Raw genomic sequence first — 20,439 nt, forward strand, 5'->3', positions numbered from 1 at the left:
TGGTTTTTGGCCTTTTAGCCCGTCATGACCTGCGCCAACAACTCGTACGAATGCACCCGATCAGCATGCTCATACAGGTCACTGGTAAAAATCAGCTCATCCGCCTGGGTCTGCTCAATCAGCACTTCCAGCTTGGCGCGGATCTTCTGCGGACTCCCCACCATCGCCAGCCCCAGGAAATCCCCCACCGCCTCACGCTCATGCGGTAGCCACAGCCCGTCCATGGTTTTCACCGGCGGACGCTGCACCAGGCTCTGCCCACGCATCAACGCCAGAATGCGCTGATACACCGACGTCGCCAGATAATCGGCTTGTTCATCGGTATCCGCCGCCACCAGCGGTACGCCGAGCATCACGTACGGCTTGTCGAGCACTGCCGACGGCTTGAAGTGATTGCGATAGACGCGAATCGCCTCGTGCATGAAGCGCGGAGCGAAATGCGAGGCGAAGGCATACGGCAAACCGCGCTCACCGGCTAATTGCGCGCTGAACAGACTGGAACCGAGCAGCCAGATCGGCACATTGGTGCCGGTGCCAGGCATCGCGATCACGCGCTGGTCCGGGGTACGCGGACCGAGGTAGCGCACCAGTTCGGCAACGTCTTCGGGGAAATCGTCAGCGCTGCCGGAGCGCTCGCGGCGCAAGGCGCGGGCAGTCATCTGATCGGAACCGGGCGCACGGCCCAGGCCGAGGTCGATCCGGCCCGGATACAGGCTTTCCAGCGTGCCGAACTGCTCGGCGATCACCAGCGGCGCATGGTTGGGCAGCATTACGCCTCCGGAGCCAACACGAATGCTCGACGTACCGCCAGCCAGATAACCGAGTAATACAGACGTCGCGGAGCTGGCGATACCGTCCATGTTGTGGTGTTCGGCCACCCAGAACCGCGTATAGCCGAATTTCTCGACATGCTGCGCCAGGTCCAGTGAATTGCGCAGCGACTGCGCCGGGCTGCCGTTCTCGCGCACCGGCACCAGATCGAGGGTGGAAAATTTTACGTCGGACAGTTGCTTCATAAACCTGCGTCTCCGAGTGAGGAGGCAGGTTTTTCTTGCAAACGAAAACCTGCCAAATCCATAAGCGTGTTTTGTGCAATGAGGGCATATACCCGAGTTTCAATAGCCGAGTCGAAATTTCCTACTAAAAAAGTCAACGATTAACCCGGGCTGAACTTTGTTCTGGCGTCTATCCTCAGAAGCCTTGCAAGCAAAAACCACGACGACGCGGCGTTTCCGCGCCAGAGATTGAGGAGGAAGACATGGCTATCGTGAAGAAAGCATCCGCACATTGGGCAGGTGATCTGAAAACCGGTATCGGCTCGATTTCCACCGAAACCGGCGTCCTCAAAGAAGCTCCGTACGGCTTCAAGGCGCGCTTCGAGGGCGGCAAGGGCACCAATCCGGAAGAGTTGATCGGCGCGGCGCATGCCGGCTGTTTCTCCATGGCGTTTTCGATGATTCTGGGCGATGCGGGCTTGAAGGCTGACAGCATTGATACTCAGGCTGAAGTCACGCTCGATCAGGTAGAGGGCGGCTTTGCGATCACCGCCGTGAAGCTGATCCTCAAGGCGAAAATCCCCGGGGCGACGCAAGCGCAGTTCGAAGAGCTAAGCAACAAAGCCAAGGAAGGGTGCCCGGTGTCGAAAGTGCTGAATGCGAAGATTACGCTTGAGGCTTCACTGATTTCTTAAGGTTCGAATCAGGCGTTGGCTTTGCCGACGCCTTCGCGAGCAAGCTCGCTCCCACATTGGTTCTGGCTAGACCCGTTCATTGTGGGAGCGAGCTTGCTCGCGAAGGCGATTTCACAATCAACCCGGAGCTTGAAACCGAAAACACAACTTGTGAGCGAAGTCAGAACCCTCGCTGTAAAAATGTGGTCGAATAAATGACAGCAGCTTCTGCGCACACCCGTGCGCGCTGCCTCAGGGAGCTTCACTCATGAAACGTATTGGCTTGGCGATCCTTTGCAGTGCACTGGCCACCTCGGTTTTTGCGGCACCCAAAGACTGCGAAGAACTCAAGAAAGAGATCGAAGTCAAGATTCAGGCTAAAGCAGTACCGTCCTACACACTGGAAATCGTAACCAAGGAAGAAGCCGAAAAACATGACATCGCCATGGTGGTCGGTTCATGTGAAAACGGCACCAAAGCGATCATCTATCAGAAGAACGACAGCTAAGTCGCCTCAGATAATGCAGTCGTAGTCGTAATCCTCGGCGACGATTTCGCGCTTGGCGTTGTACAGCCGGGCACTCGGGGTGAAAGCCAGCGAACGGCCCTCCAGCGTGTAACGCTGACCGGCCTCGAAATGGTCGTAGCGGATGTACATGTAACACAACCGCTCTACCGGGCCGTTCATCAAGCTGCCGCCACCACCAAACACTTCGAAATCGAACCGCACGCGCAATTCGTGACTGCCGGGGGTGACCTGAAAGAAGCGCCCGTCATTCAGTCGTTGTTTGTCGAGGCGCTCGGCCATCAGCACTTTACCGCCGGGTGTCGGCGTCGAAAAATCGACCCAGGCCATCTGCGGATCGACCGGTGGCAGCGGCGTCTGACAACCGCCCACAAGACTGGCAACGAGCAACAACAGCAACTGGCGCATGATGGATATCCACAGATCTGAATATTCAGCATAGCGCCGATCAGCTGCTCTGACAGCCCGCCGGCGTGCCCTGGCCTACCACTTTGCGCTGCTCGTCATAGAGCTTCGCCCATGGCCGAAAACCAATGCTGCCAGCCTGCAACTGATAACGCTGGCCGGCATTGAAGTCCTTGAATTTCACGTTCAATTGGCAATCGCGCCACAGCGGCTCAGCATCAGGACCGATGTTGGTCGCCGCCACCGGAAACTGATAACGCACCTTCAACTCATGGCTGCCGGGCTGCACTTCGAAGTAGCGTTTGTCGACGGTCACGCTGCTATCGACCTTCAACGCTTGCAACGTCGTGTCCTGCTGCCGGGCATCGAGATCGACCCAGGCTTGCGAGGGATCAGGATCGGGCATTCCGAATCCGGCACAACCGGCCAGCGTCAGCAGGCCTCCTGACAGCATCAACATGCGCATAGCGGTGCTCCTTAAGGCGGGATAGTCTTGCGGGCAGACTCTCCGGGGGATTTCTTATTTTGAGCAGGCCGTTTCCAAGCCTTGGGTTACTTGATCGCGTTTTTCGGGTTTTGTTTCCGGCTGTGATGTTTTTGTTGCTCAACGGTTGCGCCAGCGTCAGCTATTACGGCCAGTTGGCCAGCGGCCAGCTGCAATTGCTGCGCGCGCGTGAGCCGGTGGAAAAAGTCATTGCCGACCCGAGCCGCGACGCGACACTGCGCAAGCACCTGGCCCAGTCACAAAAGGCTCGCGCCTTTGCCAGCGAGCATTTGCACCTGCCGGACAACCAGAGCTATCGGCTTTACGCCGACATCCATCGCCCGTACGTGGTGTGGAATGTGTTCGCCACTTCGGAGTTCTCCCTGACGCCGCAAAACCACTGCTTCCCGATTGCCGGGTGTGTGGCTTATCGCGGTTATTACAACCAGAGCGCCGCACGCGGTGAAGCGGCGATCCAGCGCCTGCAGGGCATGGACGTGTCGATTGGCGGCGTTGAGGCTTATTCAACACTGGGCTGGTTCAACGACCCGATTCTTAATTCGATGATGGGCTGGGGTGATGAGCGCCTGGCCACGCTGATCTTTCATGAACTGGCGCACCAACGCTTTTATGTAAAGGACGACACCGAATTCAACGAGTCCTTCGCCACGTTTGTCGAGCAGCAAGGCACGCGGCAGTGGCGAGCGTTTCGGGGGATGCCAGCGGATACCGATTCACGGTTGCAGCAGCGTGATCAGTTTATTGAGTTGGTGCTCGATACCCGCTCACGGCTGGAGAAGTTGTATGCGCAGCCATTGCCGGCGGAACAGATGCGCGAACGCAAAGCGGCCGAGTTCGAACGGTTTCGCCGGGATTATCGGTTGATGAGGGACAGCCAGTGGGCTGGCGACAAGCGTTATGACGCGTGGGTGAATGCGCCGCTGAACAATGCGCGGTTGCTGCCGTTCGGGCTGTATGACCAGTGGGTGCCGGCGTTTGCGGCGTTGTTCAAAAACAACGGGGGGGATTGGCTGAGGTTTTATGCGGAGGTTGAGCGGTTGGGTCGGTTGCCGGTGGCTGAGCGTAAGGCGGCACTGAAAGCATTGGCAAAATCCTGATTTCGCATTGGCTGAGCCGGCCCCTTCGCGAGCAAGCTCGCTCCCACAGGGGGAATGCATTCCAAATGTGGGAGCGAGCTTGCTCGCGAAGGCAATTTAATCAGAGCTGCAAAAACGCCTGATGCAACGCGTCCAGCGTTTCAAAGTGATAAGCCGGCGCCTCGGCACTCAACTCTTCAAAACTGCCAAACCCATAACCGACCGCCGCCGCATCCAGCCCATTGCTCCGGGCACCGATCAGGTCGTGCTTACGGTCGCCGATCATTAGCGTACTCGCCGGGTCCAGCCCTTCTTCCGCCATCAAATGCGCAATCAGCTCAACCTTGTTGGTCCGCGTGCCATCCAGCTCACTGCCGTAGATCACTTTGAAATGCCGGGCGAAATCAAAGTGCCGGGCAATCTCGCGGGCAAATTCCCACGGCTTCGACGTGGCGATGTACAGCTGGCGGCCTTGGCCGCTGAGGGTTTCCAGCAACGGCGTAACGCCGTCGAACACGCGGTTTTCATACAGGCCAGTGACCTTGAAGCGCTCGCGGTAGAAATTCACCGCCTGCCACGCCTTGGCCTCATCAAAGCCGTAGAACTGCATAAACGCCTGCAACAACGGCGGGCCAATGAAGTGTTCGAGTTTGGTCAGGTCCGGCTCATCAATGCCGAGCTTGGCGAGGGCAAACTGAATGGAGCGGGTGATGCCCTCACGTGGGTCTGTCAGGGTGCCATCGAGGTCGAACAGTACGGTTTGGTAATGCATGGGAATTCCTGGGCAGTCGCCAATTCGAATCAGAGTGTGTCGTAGCCTTCGGCCAGATGCAGGTCCTTGAGCTTCACGTAATTCGCCGCGCTGTAGGTGAAGAAGGCTTTTTCCTTGTCGGTGAGTTCTCGCACCTGTTTCACCGGGCTACCCACATAGAGGAAGCCGCTTTGCAGTCGCTTGCCCGGCGGCACCAGGCTGCCGGCGCCGATGATCACGTCGTCCTCGACCACCGCACCGTCCATGACAATGCTGCCCATGCCGATCAACACGCGGCTGCCAACGCTGCAGCCGTGCAACATGACTTTGTGGGCGATGGTCACGTCATCGCCGATCAGCAGCGGGAAACCGTCCGGGTTGAACGGGCCGGCGTGGGTGATGTGCAACACGCAGCCGTCCTGGACGCTGGTGCGCGCACCGATGCGGATACGGTGCATGTCGCCGCGGATCACGGTCAGCGGCCACACGGAGCTGTCTTCGCCGATTTCGACGTCGCCGATAACCACCGCCGAGCCGTCGACAAACGCGCCTTTGCTCAAGCGCGGGGTGTGATTCTGGTACTTGCGAACGGACACGATAATTTCTCTCTCTGTCGCCGATAGCTGCGGATGATGCCGATTGTAATTAAGATGGGGCAATGTTTCCCCAGCCAAGGTGCCAACCGTGAGCGTGAACAACCCTCTGCTGCAGTCCTATGACCTGCCACCGTTCTCCACGATCCGTGCCGAACACGTCCTGCCCGCCATCGAAACGATCCTGGCCGACAACCGCGCCGCCATCGCCGAAATTCTCAAGAGCCAGGTCCAGAACCCGACCTGGGCCGGCCTGGTTCTGGCGATGGACGAACTCAATGACCGCCTCGGCGCTGCGTGGAGCCCGGTCAGTCACCTCAACGCCGTGTGCAACAGCGCCGAATTGCGCGAAGCCTACGAGTCGTGCCTGCCAGCCCTGAGCGCCTACTCCACCGAGATGGGCCAGAACCGCGAGCTGTTCCAGGCCTATGAAGCGCTGGCCAACAGCCCGGAAGCCGCCGGTTTCGACGTGGCGCAAAAGACTATTCTGGAACACGCCCTGCGTGACTTCCGTCTGTCGGGTATCGACCTGCCGGAAGCCGAGCAGAAACGCTACGCCGAAGTGCAAAGCAAACTGTCCGAGCTGGGCAGCCGCTTCTCCAACCAACTGCTCGACGCCACTCAGGCATGGACCAAGCACGTCAGCGACGAAGCCGCCCTCGCCGGCCTGACCGATTCGGCCAAGGCGCAAATGGCTGCCGCCGCGCAGGCCAAAGGCTTCGATGGCTGGCTGATCACCCTGGAATTCCCGAGCTACTACGCGGTGATGACCTACGCGCAAGACCGTGCGCTGCGTGAAGAAGTCTACGCCGCCTACTGCACCCGTGCCTCGGATCAAGGCCCGAATGCCGGCCAGAACGACAACGGCCCTGTGATGGAAGAAATCCTCGACCTGCGTCAGGAGCTGGCCAAATTGTTGGGCTTCGCCAGTTTCTCCGAGCTGAGCCTGGCCACCAAAATGGCCGAATCCAGTGATCAGGTGCTGAGCTTCCTGCGCGATCTGGCCAAGCGCAGCAAACCGTTCGCCGCGCAGGATCTGCAACAACTGCGCGCCTATGCCGCGGAACAGGGCTGCGCCGATCTGCAAAGCTGGGACAGCGGTTTCTACGGCGAGAAGTTGCGTGAACAGCGCTACAGCGTTGCTCAGGAAACCCTGCGCGCCTACTTCCCGATCGATAAAGTACTGGGCGGTCTGTTCGCCATCGTGCAGCGTCTGTACGGCATCGAAATCGCCGAGCAGAAAGGCTTCGACACCTGGCACCCGGACGTGCGCCTGTTCGAAATCAAGGAAAACGGCCAGCACGTCGGTCGCTTCTTTTTCGACCTCTATGCCCGCGCCAACAAGCGTGGCGGTGCCTGGATGGACGGTGCCCGTGACCGTCGCCGCACCGTCGACGGCGTGCTGCAAAGCCCGGTGGCCAATCTGGTGTGCAACTTCACCCCGGCTGACAGTGGCAAGCCTGCGCTGCTGACCCACGATGAAGTGACCACGCTGTTCCACGAGTTCGGTCATGGCCTGCATCACCTGCTGACCCGCGTTGATCACGCCGGTGTTTCCGGCATCAACGGCGTGGCGTGGGATGCGGTCGAGCTGCCAAGCCAGTTCATGGAAAACTGGTGCTGGGAGCCGGAAGGCCTGGCGTTGATTTCCGGCCATTACGAAAGCGGCGAGCCGCTGCCGCAGGACCTGCTGGAAAAAATGCTCGCGGCGAAAAACTTCCAGTCCGGCCTGATGATGGTCCGTCAGCTGGAGTTCTCGCTGTTCGACTTCGAACTGCACGCCACCCACGGTGACGGCCGCAGCGTTGCGCAGGTGCTCGAAGGCGTGCGTGACGAAGTGTCTGTCATGCGCCCACCGGCCTACAACCGCTTCCCGAACAGCTTCGCGCACATCTTCGCCGGCGGTTACGCGGCGGGTTACTACAGCTACAAGTGGGCGGAAGTGCTGTCGGCGGATGCCTTCTCGAAGTTTGAAGAAGACGGCGTGCTCAACGCAGAAACCGGTCGTGCATTCCGCGAAGCGATTCTGGCGCGCGGTGGTTCGCAGGCACCGATGGTGCTGTTCGTCGACTTCCGTGGCCGTGAGCCGTCGATTGACGCACTGTTGCGCCACAGCGGCCTGAGTGAGGACGCGGCAGCATGAGTGACGGGCCTGTGATTACCAAGAAACGCTTTATCGCCGGGGCGGTCTGCCCGGCGTGCAGCGAGCCGGACAAATTGATGATGTGGAACGAAGACAGCGTGCCGCATCGTGAATGTGTGGCTTGCGGTTACTCCGACACACTCAACGAGCAAGGACTTTCGGTACCGAAAGAATTGGGCACGCGAGTCAATACCAGCGCAATCAACAAGCCTGCGCCGGACAAAACTGTACAAGCCGTGCAGTTTTTCCCCAACCCGAAACTGAAAAAGAAGCCTGACCAGCCAAATTGAGCCGTGACCACCTCGCACCGAATCAACGGTGCGAGGTGGTATCTATCTAATGCCTTGCCCTTGCGCTTTCTCCGTAGGCTGAATTTTTCAACCTACGGTCAAGGAAGACGCGATGCCCCCTACCAATCCCCTGCTACAACGCTGGCAGCTGCCGGCCTGGTCCGACATAAAGGCCGAGCACCTGGCACCCGCCATCGATGCCATCGTGGCCGATAATCAGCGGATCATCGCCGAAGTGATCGCCACCCAGACCGACCACCCCAATTGGGATGATCTGGTGATTGCCATCGCCGAAGCCGACGCACGGCTCGCTGAAACCATGGGCGTCATCGATGTGCTCTCGACGGTCAAAAGTGCTGATGTCGACTGGATAGAACAAAGCGCCCTGTGCAGCATCACTGCGGCACGCTATCGGATGCAGAAGTCTGCCAATCTGGAGCTCTATCACACTTATCAACGTCTGCAGCAGAGCCCGATCGCCGACAGCTTCGATGGCTTTCGCAAAGCGTCGTTGGCCAAGACCCTGCGCGGTTTTCGTCTGTCGGGCATCGAGTTGCCTGCCGGACCGCGACTGCGGTTAACCGCGATAAACCTCGACATCGAGCTTCAGGAGCAATTGTTCCAAATCAATCTGGAGCGCAGCAACGCCGCCTGGAGCAAGCAGATTGACCAGACGGCGACGCTCGACGGCTTGTCAGCCGCGTTCAAGGATCGGCTGGCGCTCAATGCACGTCGAGCGGGGAAAAGCGGCTGGTTATTGACGCTGGATCGCAACACTTACGAATACATCATGAAAAATGCGCGAGACCGGGATTTGCGCGAAGAGTATTTCCGCGCTTATTGCACCCGGGCCTCGGACCAAGGACCGCATGCTTCTCAGTACGACAACGGTCCGGTCCTGCAAAAGTTACTCGGGTTACGCCATGAAAAAGCCGAGTTGCTGGGTTTCGAGAGCTTTGCCCACTTGCGGCTTTCAAATCACATGGCCAACTCGCCCGCTCAGGTCGAATATTTTCTGAAGCAACAAATCGAGCACACTCGCGCATCACTGGAGCAGGACATCCAGGCTTTGCAGGCATTTGCCGCAACGCATGGCGTCGCAGAACTGCAGGCCTGGGATTTCGAGTTTTTCGCTGAGCAATTACGTCAGCAACGCTCGGCGAGCATATTGGAAAGGCTTGGCGAGTATTTTCCGCTGGATGAAACGCTGCGCCGGTTCTGCCAGTTCAATGAACATCTGTTCGCTATCAAACTCGCCGAGCAGCAAGACCTCAGCCATTGGCACGAGGATGTACGCCTGTTGGAAGTCAGCGAATACGATCAGGTGATGGGGTACATCTACTTTGACCCCTTTCATCGCGAGGATGCCCCCGACTTTGCCTTGACCAATACCGTGCGCAACCGACGCATCAATGCCGAGGGCCGGCCGGCCCTGCCGATCGCCATCCTCCACTGCAACTTCCCTGCCGCGACCAGCGAACATCCCTGCCTGCTTTCACACAAGGATCTGCGCGTGCTGTTCCATGAGTTCGGGCATTGCCTGCAACAGGTGCTGACCCGCTCGCCCCACCACAACCTGTCGGGTATCTCGCAACTGGGGCGTGATACCGGTGAGTTCGCCGGGCAACTGTTTGAACAATTCAGCCTTTCAGCGGAGCTGCTTCAGTGGCTTTCAGCACACTACAAAACCCGCGCGCCGCTAAGCCGCACACAGCTGATGTCAGCGCTGGCCGCCATCGCGACCCACACCAGTCGTGATACCGCCACGCTGCTGCTTGAGGCGTTACTCGATCTGGAATTGCATCGCAGCGAAGAAAATGGCCGCAATGCGCAACAGTGCTTCGAAGCGGTGCTGCAACAAATACCGCAACTGCAACTCCCCGCCTATTGCCGCTTTGCCAACAGTTTCGATTATCTGGTGACCGGTTACGAAGCCTCGGTCTACGCCTACAAATGGTCAGGCGTACTGGCCAGCGAAGCGTTCAAGCGCATCGAGCGCGATGGGGTATTCAATGCGCAAACCGGCCGGAAATTGCGTGAAGCGTTCTTCTCCGGCGATTCGATTTCACTGGTGGCCGCGCTGGAAATCTTCGTCGGCCAGCCGGTTCAGACAGCTCTGGCAGCGCAACCGGACTGACGCGCCGATCACTCGACGTGGGCGGACTTGAACCAGCTTTTCATCGAACAGGTGGCGAAAGCACTGGTACTGCAATCGCCATTGGCCAACGCCGTGCGTAATTTGTCGACATCTACCTGCATCATGTAGCGAATACCGTCCTTGAAGTGGGTACTGTCGCCGAAACCACCTTGGGTCATTTCGCTCAAGGCATCCTCTTTGCTCCAGCCCTGAATCACCACTCTATACATCGCCGCCATCAGGCCGGTGCGGTCGGAACCGTGCTTGCAATGCATCAGCACCGGGCCATTGGCTTCGGCAGCCTGAATCGCACGCAGGGTTTTAAGCACATCAGCATCGTCGACATGGTTGGTGCGGTAGGGCAACTGCACCTGGTTGATGCCAGGTTCGGACAGCCAACTGCTATCGGCTTCCGGGAGAAAGTTGATCACCGTGGCGACTTTGAGATTTTTCAGCAGCGGCACCGCGCCGCCGTCAGGCAAAGCGCTGCGGAACAGGGTCGGCGACATCTGGAACAAGTTGTATTGCACTTCGACCGGCTGTGCCCAATCGGCCGGACGGCCAGTGACGGCGCCGACAGCAGCCTGGGCTGGCATCAGCGGCAACAGAGCGAAAAGCGACAGGCACAAAACACAAAGAAAACGCACTCGGGACATGCTGGGGCGACCGTTTCGAGATTGATCGATGAAAGGAATCGCAGCTTCGAGGTTTAGCGGTCAAAGCCGCGTGAGCCGCTTGTCAAAGAAATGTGAATCGGCGTTGTTTCATCTCGCGTCAGTGCGAAAAATCAATCTTTTTTCCGCCGAATCGGTTCGTCTGGATCCTTAGCCTGCTACCATTTGTCACATGATGTTGCAGACGTGTCCCTTTTCTCCGGGTCAGACCGGTTCCGTCTCGACAAGAAATCTTCAAGTCGCTCACAGAAGCGGCCACCCCTAATGCCCTGATGAGGTGCTTCTCCATGTCTGAAGATCGAGACAACCCGCGGCGTGAGTTTTTGCGCAAATCCCTGACCCTGATTCCGGTGGTCACCCTGGCTGGCACCAGCCTGGGCAGCAGCGTCCTGCAAGCGGCACCCGAAGCCGCGCCCGTTGCGCCGGCATCGCAACCGGGTCGTGCTGACGTCGGCGTGTATCAGCCGAACTACTTCACCGCCGAAGAATGGGCGTTCATCAATGCTGCGGTCGCGCAATTGATTCCCAACGATGCCCAAGGCCCGGGCGCGCTCGAGGCCGGTGTGCCGGAATACATCGACCGCCAGATGAACACGCCGTACGCCGCCGGTGCCCTGTGGTACATGCAAGGCCCATTCAACGCCGACGCCGCTCCGGAAATGGGCTGGCAAAGCAAACTGGTGCCCAAAGAGATCTATCGCCTCGGCATCGCCGCCACGGACCAGTGGGCAAAATCCCTCAACGGTAAAGTATTTGCCGAGCAAGACAGCGCTACCCGAGACGATTTGCTCAAGCAACTCGAAGCCGGCAAACCTCAGTTTGACGCGGTTCCGGCGAAGATCTTCTTCAACCTGCTGCTGCAAAACACCAAGGAAGGGTTCTTCTGCGACCCGATCCATGGCGGCAACAAAGGCATGGTCGGCTGGACCATGATCGGCTTCCCCGGCGCCCGCGCCGATTTCATGGATTGGGTGGAACGCAACGAGCAATACCCCTTCCCGGCAGTTTCGATTCGCGGCGAGAGGGCGTAAGCATGGCTACGGTAATGAAGAAGGTTGACGCAGTCATCGTCGGTTTCGGCTGGACCGGCGCGATCATGGCCAAGGAATTGACCGAAGCGGGTCTCAACGTGCTGGCGCTGGAGCGCGGGCCGATGCAGGACACCTACCCCGACGGCAACTATCCGCAGGTGATCGACGAACTCACCTACAGCGTGCGCAAAAAACTCTTTCAGGACATCTCGAAAGAAACCGTCACCATCCGTCACAGCGTCAACGACATTGCTCTGCCGAACCGCCAGTTGGGCGCGTTCCTGCCGGGCAATGGTGTCGGCGGCGCCGGCCTGCACTGGTCGGGTGTGCACTTCCGCGTCGACCCGATCGAGTTGCGCATGCGCAGCCACTACGAGGAGCGCTATGGCAAAAGCTTTATCCCCAAGGACATGACCATCCAGGACTTCGGCGTCAGCTATGAAGAGCTGGAGCCGTTCTTCGACTTTGCTGAAAAAGTCTTCGGCACCTCGGGCCAGGCCTGGACGGTGAAAGGCCAACTGGTCGGTCAGGGCAAGGGTGGCAACCCCTACGCGCCGGATCGTTCCAACCCGTTCCCACTGGAAGCGCAGAAGAACACGGTGTCCGCACAGCTGTTCGGCAAAGCGGCTACAGAGGTCGGTTACAAGCCTTACAACCTGCCTTCGGCAAACACCTCCGGGCCGTACACCAACCCTTACGGCGCACAAATGGGCCCGTGCAACTTCTGCGGTTTCTGCAGCGGCTATGTCTGCTACATGTATTCCAAGGCGTCGCCGAACGTGAACATTCTGCCGGCGCTGAAGCCGCTGCCGAATTTTGAGCTGCGCGCCAACGCCCACGTGCTGCGCATCAACCTCGACAGCACCAAGAGCAAAGCCACCGGCGTGACCTACATCGACGCGCAGGGTCGCGAGATCGAGCAGCCGGCGGATCTGGTGATCCTCGGCGCGTTCCAGTTGCACAACGTGCGCCTGATGCTGCTGTCCGGGATTGGCAAGCCGTACGACCCGATCACTGGCGAAGGCGTGGTCGGGCGTAATTTCGCCTACCAGAACATGGCGACCATCAAGGCGTTCTTCGACAAGGACACCCACACCAACAACTTCATCGGCGCCGGCGGCAACGGCGTGGCGCTGGACGATTTCAACGCCGACAACTTCGATCACGGCCCACACGGCTTCGTCGGCGGCTCGCCGATGTGGGTCAACCAGGCTGGCAGCCGGCCGATTGCCGGCACTTCGAACCCGCCGGGCACCCCAGCTTGGGGCAGTGCGTGGAAACGCGCGACCGCCGATTACTACACCCACCAGGTGTCGATGGACGCCCACGGCGCGCATCAGTCTTACCGAGGCAACTACCTCGATCTCGACCCGGTATACCGCGATGCCTACGGCTTGCCGCTGCTGCGAATGACCTTCGACTGGCAGGAAAACGACATCAAGATGAACCGCTTCATGGTTGAGAAAATGGGCAAGGTTGCCGAGGCGATGGGCCCGAAAGCCATCGCGGTGATCGGCAAGAAAGTCGGCGACCACTTCAACACCGCCTCTTACCAGACCACCCACCTCAACGGCGGCGCGATCATGGGCACCGATCCGAAGAAGAGCGCGCTGAACCGCTACTTGCAGAGCTGGGACGTGCACAACGTCTTCGTTCCGGGCGCCTCGGCGTTCCCGCAAGGCCTCGGTTACAACCCGACCGGGCTGGTTGCGGCACTGACCTACTGGTCGGCGAAGGCGATCCGCGAGCAGTACCTGAAAAACCCCGGCCCGCTGGTTCAGGCTTAAGGAGCGATGACCATGAAAAATCTCGTTATCGCGACTCTGGCGCTGCTCGGCAGCGCCTCGATTCATGCGGCTGAAGTTGATCAAAGTCTGATCAAACAGGGCGAATACCTCGCCCGCGCCGGTGATTGCGTGGCTTGCCACACCGCCAAGGGCGGCAAACCGTTCGCCGGTGGCCTGCCGATGGAAACCCCGATCGGCACGATCTACTCGACCAACATCACCCCGGACAAGACCGGCGTCGGTGAATACAGCTTCGAAGACTTCGATCAGGCCGTACGCCATGGCGTCGCTAAAAACGGTAGTCCGTTGTACCCGGCGATGCCGTATCCGTCCTACGCGCGTGTCAGCGAAACCGATATGCAGGCGCTGTACGCGTACTTCATGCATGGCGTAGAACCGGTGGCGCAGGAAAACAAGGCCAGCGACATTCCGTGGCCGTTGAGCATGCGCTGGCCGCTGATGGGCTGGCGCTGGATGTTTGCGCCGAAGGTCGAGGACTACAAAGCGACGAGTACCGACCCGGTGATCGATCGCGGCGCGTATCTGGTCGAAGGCCTCGGCCACTGCGGCGCCTGTCACACCCCGCGCGCGCTGACCATGCAGGAAAAATCCCTGAGTGCGGCTGACGGCACAACCTTCCTCGCCGGTAGCGCGCCGCTGGAAGGCTGGATTGCCAAAAGCCTGCGCGGCGATCACAAGGACGGCCTCGGCGGCTGGAACGAGGAACAACTGGTGCAGTTCCTCAAAACCGGGCGCAGCGACCGCAGCGCGGTGTTCGGCGGCATGAGCGACGTGGTCACCCACAGCATGCAATACATGACCGATGCCGACCTGACAGCGATTGCCCGCTACCTCAAGTCGTTGCCAGCCAGTGATCCGAACGATCAACCGCATCAGTACGATGAAAAAGCAGCCAAGGCGCTGTGGAAAGGGGATGACAGTCAGCGTGGCGCTGCGGTGTACATCGACAACTGCGCGGCGTGCCACCGCACCGACGGCCACGGCTACAACCGGGTATTCCCGGCGCTGGCCGGTAATCCGGTGCTGCAATCGGAAGACCCGACATCGCTGATCCACATCGTGCTCAAGGGCGGTACGTTGCCAGCCACGCACACGGCACCGTCGACCTTCACCATGCCCGGTTTCGCCTGGCGACTGTCGGATCAGGAAGTGGCGGATGTGGTGAGTTTCATTCGTGGCAGTTGGGGCAACAAAGGCGCGCCGGTTGACGCTGAAGATGTAGCCAATCTACGCAAGTACGATATGCAAACGACTTCCGGGGATGATTTGGGGCAAGTCACCACGCATAACTGACGGACCTGATTGACACTCCGCTGGCACGGTTCGACTTTTCGTGCGGTGCCAGCGGACGGTCAACGCTTGGGCTGAAAGCCTTTGAACTGCGCAAATGCATCGGCCAGTTGCAGATAGAGCTTCTCGTCGTATTTGTCGATGTCGCCATCACCGTCAGCATCGACGGCGTCTTCGGAGATCAGGTCATAACGACCATTGGCCTGCGACGACGAAGCAAAAAGCGAATAGTCGTAATCCATCATTTCGGTCGCGTCTTCGCTGTAGTGATAAAAAGCGATTTCCGGACTTGCATCCCGATCCATATCCGCGATTTCCAGCAGTATTCTGATAGCCATGGATGAAACCCTGCAGATTGATTGCGTGCTTAAGATTAGGTTTGGCGAGTATTCCGGTCTACTGTCAGAGCTGACAGGGTGTATGCCCAGCCAGTCTTTTACTGGCCACCTGTCATTTACCGTCTCTTCTTCTAAAACAATAAAGTCCTGCATGAGTCGTCATGCAGGACTTATTTTTATTTGCTGTGAGACTCTTACATTTTCAATTACGGATTAACGATACTTACATAAGCCTTGGCCAGTGCAATCAACTTCGTTTTGTCGTCGTTATCAATATCGCCATCACCGTCGACATCTTTCTTGTTGGTGCGAATGGTGAAGGTCTTGCCACGGTCGCTGGACACCGCCACCACGTAGATCGAGTCGACCAGTGCCTCGGTGGGCAGTTCCTGCTCGGCGTTCCAACCCAGCTCCTTGCGCGCAAGTTGCATCGAAACAATGGTATTGGGCTCCGATGCATTGGGCAGCATCAGTTGCATAAAGACGCCACGTTGATTGAGATACGACATGAATTAAATCCTTTTAATTTAGTTATCGGACAAATGCCGATGGAAGTGGCCAAGACTATATTCGATAACTTGTCGCGACAATGGAACAACTGTATCTCGGGTTGTATTTAGACTTTGCACCTCTATATAAACTTTAGAATTCAAAAAGCCCCATCGCTGAACGGTACTGGATCACACCGGCTGCGCTCAGGTACTGTATGCATATACAGATCAGGAGCCCGCCCAATGATCAACCCTCTCCCACCCCGCGGTCGCGGCACCGCGACCAACCCGCACAACCGCTTCGCGCCGAACCGTTCGGTGGCCGAGGACGACGGCTGGTATCAGGAAGTGCCGCTGACCCAAGGCACCGAGGTGATGATCGAAACCGCAAAAACCATCATCACCCGCAACACATCTCCGGATCTGCCCTTCGACCGCTCGATTAACCCCTACCGAGGCTGCGAACACGGCTGCATCTATTGCTATGCACGGCCCAGCCACGCCTATTGGGACATGTCGCCCGGGCTGGATTTCGAAACGAAGCTGATCGCCAAGACCAACGCCGCCCAAGTGCTGGAAGAACAGCTCGGAAAGAAAGGCTATCAATGTGCGCCGATCAATCTGGGTTCCAACACCGACCCGTATCAGCCGATCGAGCGTGAACACAAAATCACCCGGCAGACCCTCGAAGTGCTGCTGCGCTATAAGCACCCGGTGACCATCGTCACCAAAGGTTCGCTGATCCTGCGCGACCTCGACCTGCTCACCGAACTGGCGCAGCAACGGTTAGTAGCCGTGATGATCAGCCTGACCACGCTGGACGACGAACTCAAACGCATTCTGGAACCACGCGCCGCTGCCCCCAAAGCGCGGTTGCGCGCTATTCGGGTAATGCGCGAAGCAGGCATTCCGGTCGGCGTGCTGTGTTCGCCGATGATTCCGATGATCAACGACAGCGAAATCGAGAGTCTGCTCAGCGAAGCCCATGCGGCCGGAGCACAAAGCGCGGCCTACATGATGTTGCGCCTGCCGCTGGAAGTGGCGCCGCTATTTGAAGAATGGCTCGCCGCGCACTATCCGCAACGCGCCGCCCATGTGTTGAGCCTGATCCGCCAGAGCCGGGGCGGCGAGCTCTACGACAGCCGTTTTGGCGCGCGCATGCGCGGTGAAGGGGTGTTCGCCGATCTGCTCGCGCAACGCTTTGCCAAAGCGATCAAGCGTCTTGGCATGAATCGTCGCGATGGCTATAACCTCGATTGCACAGCCTTCTGTCCGCCGGGTCGCCAGATGTCTTTGATTTAGCGACAATTGGCCTATGGTTGAGGGGTTGGAATCCTTCCGCCGAAATCACCCAGTCACGTTTTTTGTGACCTGGAACACACGTTCTAGAGCGTTTGATTCAGTTTGAGTTAAGTTTCGGCGGCTACCTTGTTCATCGAGTGACTGACGGGTCGGGATGACCCGGATGTTTAAACAGCCACTGGCTTCATACCGGAATACATGGGAATGACTCCCCTAATCCGCCAAAGAGGATGAATCATGAGTGACAAGGATAAACAGCCGTTGGCTGCGTCGGCGCAAACCCCTGAAGCGGAATCCGCCGATGCAGCGCTGCGACAGATCGTAGACGGCTTTTTGCATTTTCATCATGAGGTCTTCCCACAGCAGGAAGAACTCTTCAAGAAACTCGCCACCGCTCAGGCGCCCAAGGCGATGTTCATCACCTGCGCTGACTCGCGCATCGTCCCCGAGCTGATTACCCACAGCTCGCCCGGCGATCTGTTCGTGACCCGCAACGTCGGCAATGTCGTGCCGCCTTACGGGCAGATGAACGGCGGCGTTTCCACCGCAATCGAATACGCGGTACTGGCGCTCGGCGTGCAGCACATCATCATCTGCGGCCACTCCGATTGCGGTGCCATGCGTGCAGTGCTCAATCCGGACAGCCTGGAAAAAATGCCGACGGTCAAAGCCTGGCTGCGCCACGCTGAAGTCGCGAAAACCATGGTGCATGAGAACTGTAACTGCGCCGACGAAAAAGAAAGCATGCCGATCCTCACCGAGGAAAACGTCATCGCCCAATTGCAGCACTTGCGTACCCATCCTTCGGTAGCCTCGCGCATGGCGAACGGTCATTTGTTCATCCATGGCTGGGTCTACGACATCGAAACCAGCGAAATCAAAGCTTACGACGCGGATCAGGGACGTTTCCTGCCGCTCGACGGCAGCCATCCGATTCCGGTGGCGACGCCTAAAGCGCGCTTCTAAATCCTCCTAAACATCTGTGTGGTTTGACGCCGGTCGCTGATTCAGCGACCCGGCCTCGCCATGCCTGAAGAAAACTTCGGGAGAATCGCCATGCGTGCGGCTCAATTGAAAGCGGTGTTGCCACGGGAGCTGCTCGCTTCAGTGGTTGTGTTTCTGGTCGCCCTGCCGCTGTGCATGGGTATTGCGATCGCGTCAGGGTTGCCGCCGGCCAAAGGGCTGATCACCGGGATCATCGGTGGTCTGGTGGTCGGTTGGCTGGCGGGTTCGCCGTTACAGGTCAGCGGGCCGGCGGCGGGGCTGGCGGTGTTGGTGTTTGAACTGGTGCGTCAGCACGGTATCGAGATGCTCGGGCCGATTCTGCTGCTCGCCGGTTTTCTGCAACTGGTCGCCGGGCGCTTGAAGCTCGGTTGCTGGTTTCGGGTCACGGCGCCAGCGGTGGTGTACGGGATGCTGGCGGGGATTGGCGTCTTGATCGTGCTGTCGCAGGTGCATGTGATGCTTGATGCGTCACCGAAGCCCTCTGGCCTGGATAACCTCACGGCATTCCCGGCGGCCGTGGCGCAGGCCTTGCCATCGTTTGGCTGGCAGGCCGGGCTGTTGGGTCTGTCGACGATTGCGGTGATGTGGTTGTGGGAGAAGTTTCGCCCGCATTCGTTGCGCTTCGTTCCGGGTGCATTGCTCGGTGTGGGTCTGGCAACAGGCGCCAGTCTGCTGTTGGCGTTGCAGGTCAAACGCGTCGAGGTGCCGGCGAATCTGGCGGAAGCTATTGATTGGCTCAAGCCTGCGGACCTGCTCAGCCTGGCCGACCCGACGCTGCTGATCGCCGCCTTCGCCGTGGCGTTTATCGCCAGCGCCGAAACTTTGCTGTCCGCCGCAGCGGTGGATCGCATGCACAGCGGCGTACGCTCGGACTTCGACCGTGAACTGTCGGCGCAAGGGGTCGGCAATATGCTCTGCGGTCTGGTCGGCGCGCTGCCGATGACCGGGGTGATCGTGCGCAGCTCGGCCAACGTCCAGGCCGGCGCGACCACGCGTTATTCAACGATCTTCCATGGCCTGTGGCTGCTGGCGTTCGTGCTGTTGCTGTCGAGCGTGCTGCAAAGCATTCCGGTGGCGAGTCTGGCGGGCGTGCTGGTCTATACCGGTTTCAAACTGGTCGATCTCAAGGCGTTTCGAGGCCTGGGTCGTTATGGGCGGATGCCGATGTTCACCTACGCAGCGACGGCGCTGGCGATCATCTTCACCGACCTGCTGACCGGTGTGCTGATCGGTTTCGGTCTGACGATGTTGAAGCTGGCGTTCAAGGCTTCGCGTTTGAAGATCAGCCTGATCGATCTGCCGCAGGACGGTGAGATGGAGTTGCGTCTGGTCGGTGCGGCGACATTCCTCAAGGTGCCGGCGCTGACGCAAGTGCTGGGCAGTATTCCGCAGGGGACGACGGTGCATGTGCCGCTGAACAATCTGAGCTACATCGACCATTCGTGTCTGGAGTTGCTGGAGGAATGGGGCCGGGCGAATGCGGCGAAGGGTTCGAAGCTGTTGATTGAGTCGCGCGGGTTGAAGCGCAGGCTTGAAGGCAGGGTGCGGACCAATACCGGAATCGGCGCGGCCGGCTAAAAATCCCGACCTGGCAACAGACCCTGTGGGAGCGAGCTTGCTCGCGAAAGCGGTGGATCAGTCAACCATGATGGTGAATGACACACTGCATTCGCGAGCAAGCTCGCTCCCACATTGGATCTACGGCGTATGAGGGTTATGCAGCAGGCTGGTCGAGCTCGAGGCCCACACCCAGTCGGCGGCCCATGCACGGCCAGCGTTTCCACGCAGCGCCGGTGTCCGGGCTGCTGAGTTTTTCGCGGTAGGCTTCCACCGACTCCAGCGCAAAGCTGTCATCGTCGAGCATGCTGTCCACCGCGTGGTGGACGACTTCATCCAGTTCGTTGGCAAATTTCTCACCGAGCAACTGGTGAGCAATCAGATTGGCGACCGTCATGTCCAGGGGGATCAGTGGCTGGCCGAAATGCTTGATGTACAGGTCGTTGACCTCTTCGACAAAGCGGTGCGCCAGATAGGCCTCGTCCAGCAGATGTTCCAGACCAACGGGAGGCTGGAGGAAATACTGCTCGGCAATTTTCAGCACCGGTTTGATCTGTGACTCGATTCCCGCTTCCCTGGCAACTTCATTGGCTGCGTCCAGCAGGTCAGGTACTTCATCGATGTAGGCTTCGACAAAACGCGTCAATACAGCCTTGGCATCGGTCTCCGGCAATTGGATTGACGGGTGTAGATGAGGCAGTTGTTCTTCCAGCTGACGGGTCAGCCGTCCGGTTTCGTTTTCGTGTTGTCGGGCTTTTTTAATCTGCTCGCGCAATGCGGCGGTGTTCATGAAAACTCCAGGAAACAAGGCAATGAAATAGGGAAGACATAACTTAGCTGGCTTACGA

Annotated in this window: 21 protein-coding genes and 1 pseudogene; 13 read left to right on the plus strand and 9 right to left on the minus strand. The window is 58.8% G+C overall.

Annotated features, from left to right (window positions below; genetic code table 11):
• Nucleotides 1-14 precede the first annotated feature (14 nt).
• Nucleotides 15-1,016, minus strand: a complete 1,002-nt coding sequence (locus tag L8H52_RS27575) for an LLM class flavin-dependent oxidoreductase (RefSeq protein WP_242209691.1) — start codon at nucleotides 1,014-1,016, stop codon at nucleotides 15-17.
• A 242-nt stretch (nucleotides 1,017-1,258) separates the two neighbouring features.
• Between L8H52_RS27575 and L8H52_RS27580 the strand changes: the two genes are divergently transcribed.
• Nucleotides 1,259-1,690, plus strand: a complete 432-nt coding sequence (locus tag L8H52_RS27580; protein ID WP_242209692.1) for an OsmC family protein — start codon at nucleotides 1,259-1,261, stop codon at nucleotides 1,688-1,690.
• A 247-nt stretch (nucleotides 1,691-1,937) separates the two neighbouring features.
• Nucleotides 1,938-2,177 carry a DUF1161 domain-containing protein gene (locus L8H52_RS27585; RefSeq protein ID WP_242209693.1) on the plus strand — a complete coding sequence of 80 codons (240 nt, stop codon included), beginning with the start codon at nucleotides 1,938-1,940 and terminating at the stop codon, nucleotides 2,175-2,177.
• Nucleotides 2,178-2,183: 6 nt separating this feature from the next.
• Here the strand turns inward: L8H52_RS27585 and L8H52_RS27590 are convergent, their stop codons facing one another.
• Nucleotides 2,184-2,603, minus strand: coding sequence for a hypothetical protein (locus L8H52_RS27590; protein ID WP_242209694.1), 420 nt, complete (start codon nucleotides 2,601-2,603; stop codon nucleotides 2,184-2,186).
• A gap of 40 nt (nucleotides 2,604-2,643) precedes the next feature.
• Nucleotides 2,644-3,066 carry a hypothetical protein gene (locus L8H52_RS27595; RefSeq protein ID WP_242209695.1) on the minus strand — a complete coding sequence of 141 codons (423 nt, stop codon included), beginning with the start codon at nucleotides 3,064-3,066 and terminating at the stop codon, nucleotides 2,644-2,646.
• A 59-nt stretch (nucleotides 3,067-3,125) separates the two neighbouring features.
• On the opposite strand from L8H52_RS27595, the gene L8H52_RS27600 reads away from it, so the two are divergent.
• Nucleotides 3,126-4,202, plus strand: a complete 1,077-nt coding sequence (locus L8H52_RS27600) for an aminopeptidase (RefSeq protein ID WP_242209696.1) — start codon at nucleotides 3,126-3,128, stop codon at nucleotides 4,200-4,202.
• Between the two features lie 100 nt (nucleotides 4,203-4,302).
• On the opposite strand, the gene L8H52_RS27605 is transcribed toward L8H52_RS27600, so the two are convergent.
• Nucleotides 4,303-4,953: an HAD family hydrolase gene (locus L8H52_RS27605; RefSeq protein WP_242209697.1), complete on the minus strand. Its 651-nt coding sequence runs from the start codon at nucleotides 4,951-4,953 to the stop codon at nucleotides 4,303-4,305.
• Nucleotides 4,954-4,982: 29 nt separating this feature from the next.
• Nucleotides 4,983-5,528, minus strand: coding sequence for a gamma carbonic anhydrase family protein (locus L8H52_RS27610; RefSeq protein ID WP_242209698.1), 546 nt, complete (start codon nucleotides 5,526-5,528; stop codon nucleotides 4,983-4,985).
• An 88-nt stretch (nucleotides 5,529-5,616) separates the two neighbouring features.
• Here L8H52_RS27610 and prlC point away from each other — a divergent pair, with 88 nt between their 5' ends.
• The 3 genes from prlC (at nucleotide 5,617) to L8H52_RS27625 (ending at nucleotide 10,095) form a co-directional block, all read left to right on the plus strand.
• On the plus strand, nucleotides 5,617-7,668 hold the full coding sequence (gene prlC, locus L8H52_RS27615; RefSeq protein WP_242209699.1) for an oligopeptidase A: 2,052 nt from the start codon (nucleotides 5,617-5,619) through the stop codon (nucleotides 7,666-7,668).
• Nucleotides 7,665-7,958 carry a YheV family putative zinc ribbon protein gene (locus L8H52_RS27620; RefSeq protein WP_242209700.1) on the plus strand — a complete coding sequence of 98 codons (294 nt, stop codon included), beginning with the start codon at nucleotides 7,665-7,667 and terminating at the stop codon, nucleotides 7,956-7,958. The genes prlC and L8H52_RS27620 overlap by 4 nt, the downstream gene beginning before the upstream one ends.
• A 112-nt stretch (nucleotides 7,959-8,070) precedes the next feature.
• Nucleotides 8,071-10,095: a M3 family metallopeptidase gene (locus L8H52_RS27625; protein WP_242209701.1), complete on the plus strand. Its 2,025-nt coding sequence runs from the start codon at nucleotides 8,071-8,073 to the stop codon at nucleotides 10,093-10,095.
• A gap of 8 nt (nucleotides 10,096-10,103) precedes the next feature.
• On the opposite strand, the gene L8H52_RS27630 is transcribed toward L8H52_RS27625, so the two are convergent.
• Entirely contained in the window at nucleotides 10,104-10,751 is a 648-nt protein-coding gene (locus L8H52_RS27630; RefSeq protein ID WP_242209702.1) for a dual specificity protein phosphatase family protein, read from the minus strand.
• A gap of 305 nt (nucleotides 10,752-11,056) precedes the next feature.
• Between L8H52_RS27630 and L8H52_RS27635 the strand changes: the two genes are divergently transcribed.
• The 3 genes from L8H52_RS27635 to L8H52_RS27645 are packed head-to-tail and all read left to right on the plus strand — an operon-like array spanning nucleotide 11,057 to nucleotide 14,901.
• Nucleotides 11,057-11,800 carry a gluconate 2-dehydrogenase subunit 3 family protein gene (locus L8H52_RS27635; RefSeq protein WP_242209703.1) on the plus strand — a complete coding sequence of 248 codons (744 nt, stop codon included), beginning with the start codon at nucleotides 11,057-11,059 and terminating at the stop codon, nucleotides 11,798-11,800.
• Nucleotides 11,801-11,802: 2 nt separating this feature from the next.
• The gene (locus L8H52_RS27640; RefSeq protein ID WP_242209704.1) at nucleotides 11,803-13,587 is read left to right on the plus strand and encodes a GMC family oxidoreductase; all 1,785 of its coding nucleotides are present in this window, start codon (nucleotides 11,803-11,805) and stop codon (nucleotides 13,585-13,587) included.
• A 12-nt stretch (nucleotides 13,588-13,599) separates the two neighbouring features.
• Nucleotides 13,600-14,901, plus strand: coding sequence for a cytochrome c (locus L8H52_RS27645; RefSeq protein WP_242209705.1), 1,302 nt, complete (start codon nucleotides 13,600-13,602; stop codon nucleotides 14,899-14,901).
• A 59-nt stretch (nucleotides 14,902-14,960) separates the two neighbouring features.
• Here the strand turns inward: L8H52_RS27645 and L8H52_RS27650 are convergent, their stop codons facing one another.
• Together L8H52_RS27650 and L8H52_RS27655 are read right to left on the minus strand one after the other, a co-directional pair.
• On the minus strand, nucleotides 14,961-15,236 hold the full coding sequence (locus L8H52_RS27650; protein ID WP_242209706.1) for a hypothetical protein: 276 nt from the start codon (nucleotides 15,234-15,236) through the stop codon (nucleotides 14,961-14,963).
• A 206-nt stretch (nucleotides 15,237-15,442) separates the two neighbouring features.
• The gene (locus L8H52_RS27655; protein WP_242209707.1) at nucleotides 15,443-15,745 is read right to left on the minus strand and encodes a hypothetical protein; all 303 of its coding nucleotides are present in this window, start codon (nucleotides 15,743-15,745) and stop codon (nucleotides 15,443-15,445) included.
• A gap of 225 nt (nucleotides 15,746-15,970) precedes the next feature.
• Between L8H52_RS27655 and L8H52_RS27660 the strand changes: the two genes are divergently transcribed.
• The 4 genes and pseudogenes from L8H52_RS27660 to L8H52_RS27675 form a co-directional block, all read left to right on the plus strand.
• Nucleotides 15,971-17,029 (plus strand): PA0069 family radical SAM protein, encoded by a 1,059-nt coding sequence (locus L8H52_RS27660; RefSeq protein WP_242209708.1) that lies wholly within the window; start codon nucleotides 15,971-15,973, stop codon nucleotides 17,027-17,029.
• Between the two features lie 237 nt (nucleotides 17,030-17,266).
• On the plus strand, nucleotides 17,267-17,995 hold the full coding sequence (locus L8H52_RS27665) for a carbonic anhydrase (protein ID WP_007911720.1): 729 nt from the start codon (nucleotides 17,267-17,269) through the stop codon (nucleotides 17,993-17,995).
• A gap of 90 nt (nucleotides 17,996-18,085) precedes the next feature.
• Nucleotides 18,086-19,612, plus strand: a complete 1,527-nt coding sequence (locus L8H52_RS27670) for a SulP family inorganic anion transporter (RefSeq protein ID WP_242209709.1) — start codon at nucleotides 18,086-18,088, stop codon at nucleotides 19,610-19,612.
• Nucleotides 19,613-19,622: 10 nt separating this feature from the next.
• A pseudogene (locus L8H52_RS27675) lies at nucleotides 19,623-19,724 on the plus strand (metal ABC transporter ATP-binding protein); the annotation flags it as partial.
• Between the two features lie 24 nt (nucleotides 19,725-19,748).
• Here L8H52_RS27675 and L8H52_RS27680 read toward each other — a convergent pair.
• Nucleotides 19,749-20,381, minus strand: a complete 633-nt coding sequence (locus tag L8H52_RS27680) for a hypothetical protein (RefSeq protein ID WP_016986468.1) — start codon at nucleotides 20,379-20,381, stop codon at nucleotides 19,749-19,751.
• Nucleotides 20,382-20,439 lie beyond the last annotated feature (58 nt).

The sequence above is a fragment of the Pseudomonas sp. CROZ-RG-20F-R04-15 genome, assembly GCF_022662375.1.
Lineage (GTDB): Bacteria > Pseudomonadota > Gammaproteobacteria > Pseudomonadales > Pseudomonadaceae > Aquipseudomonas.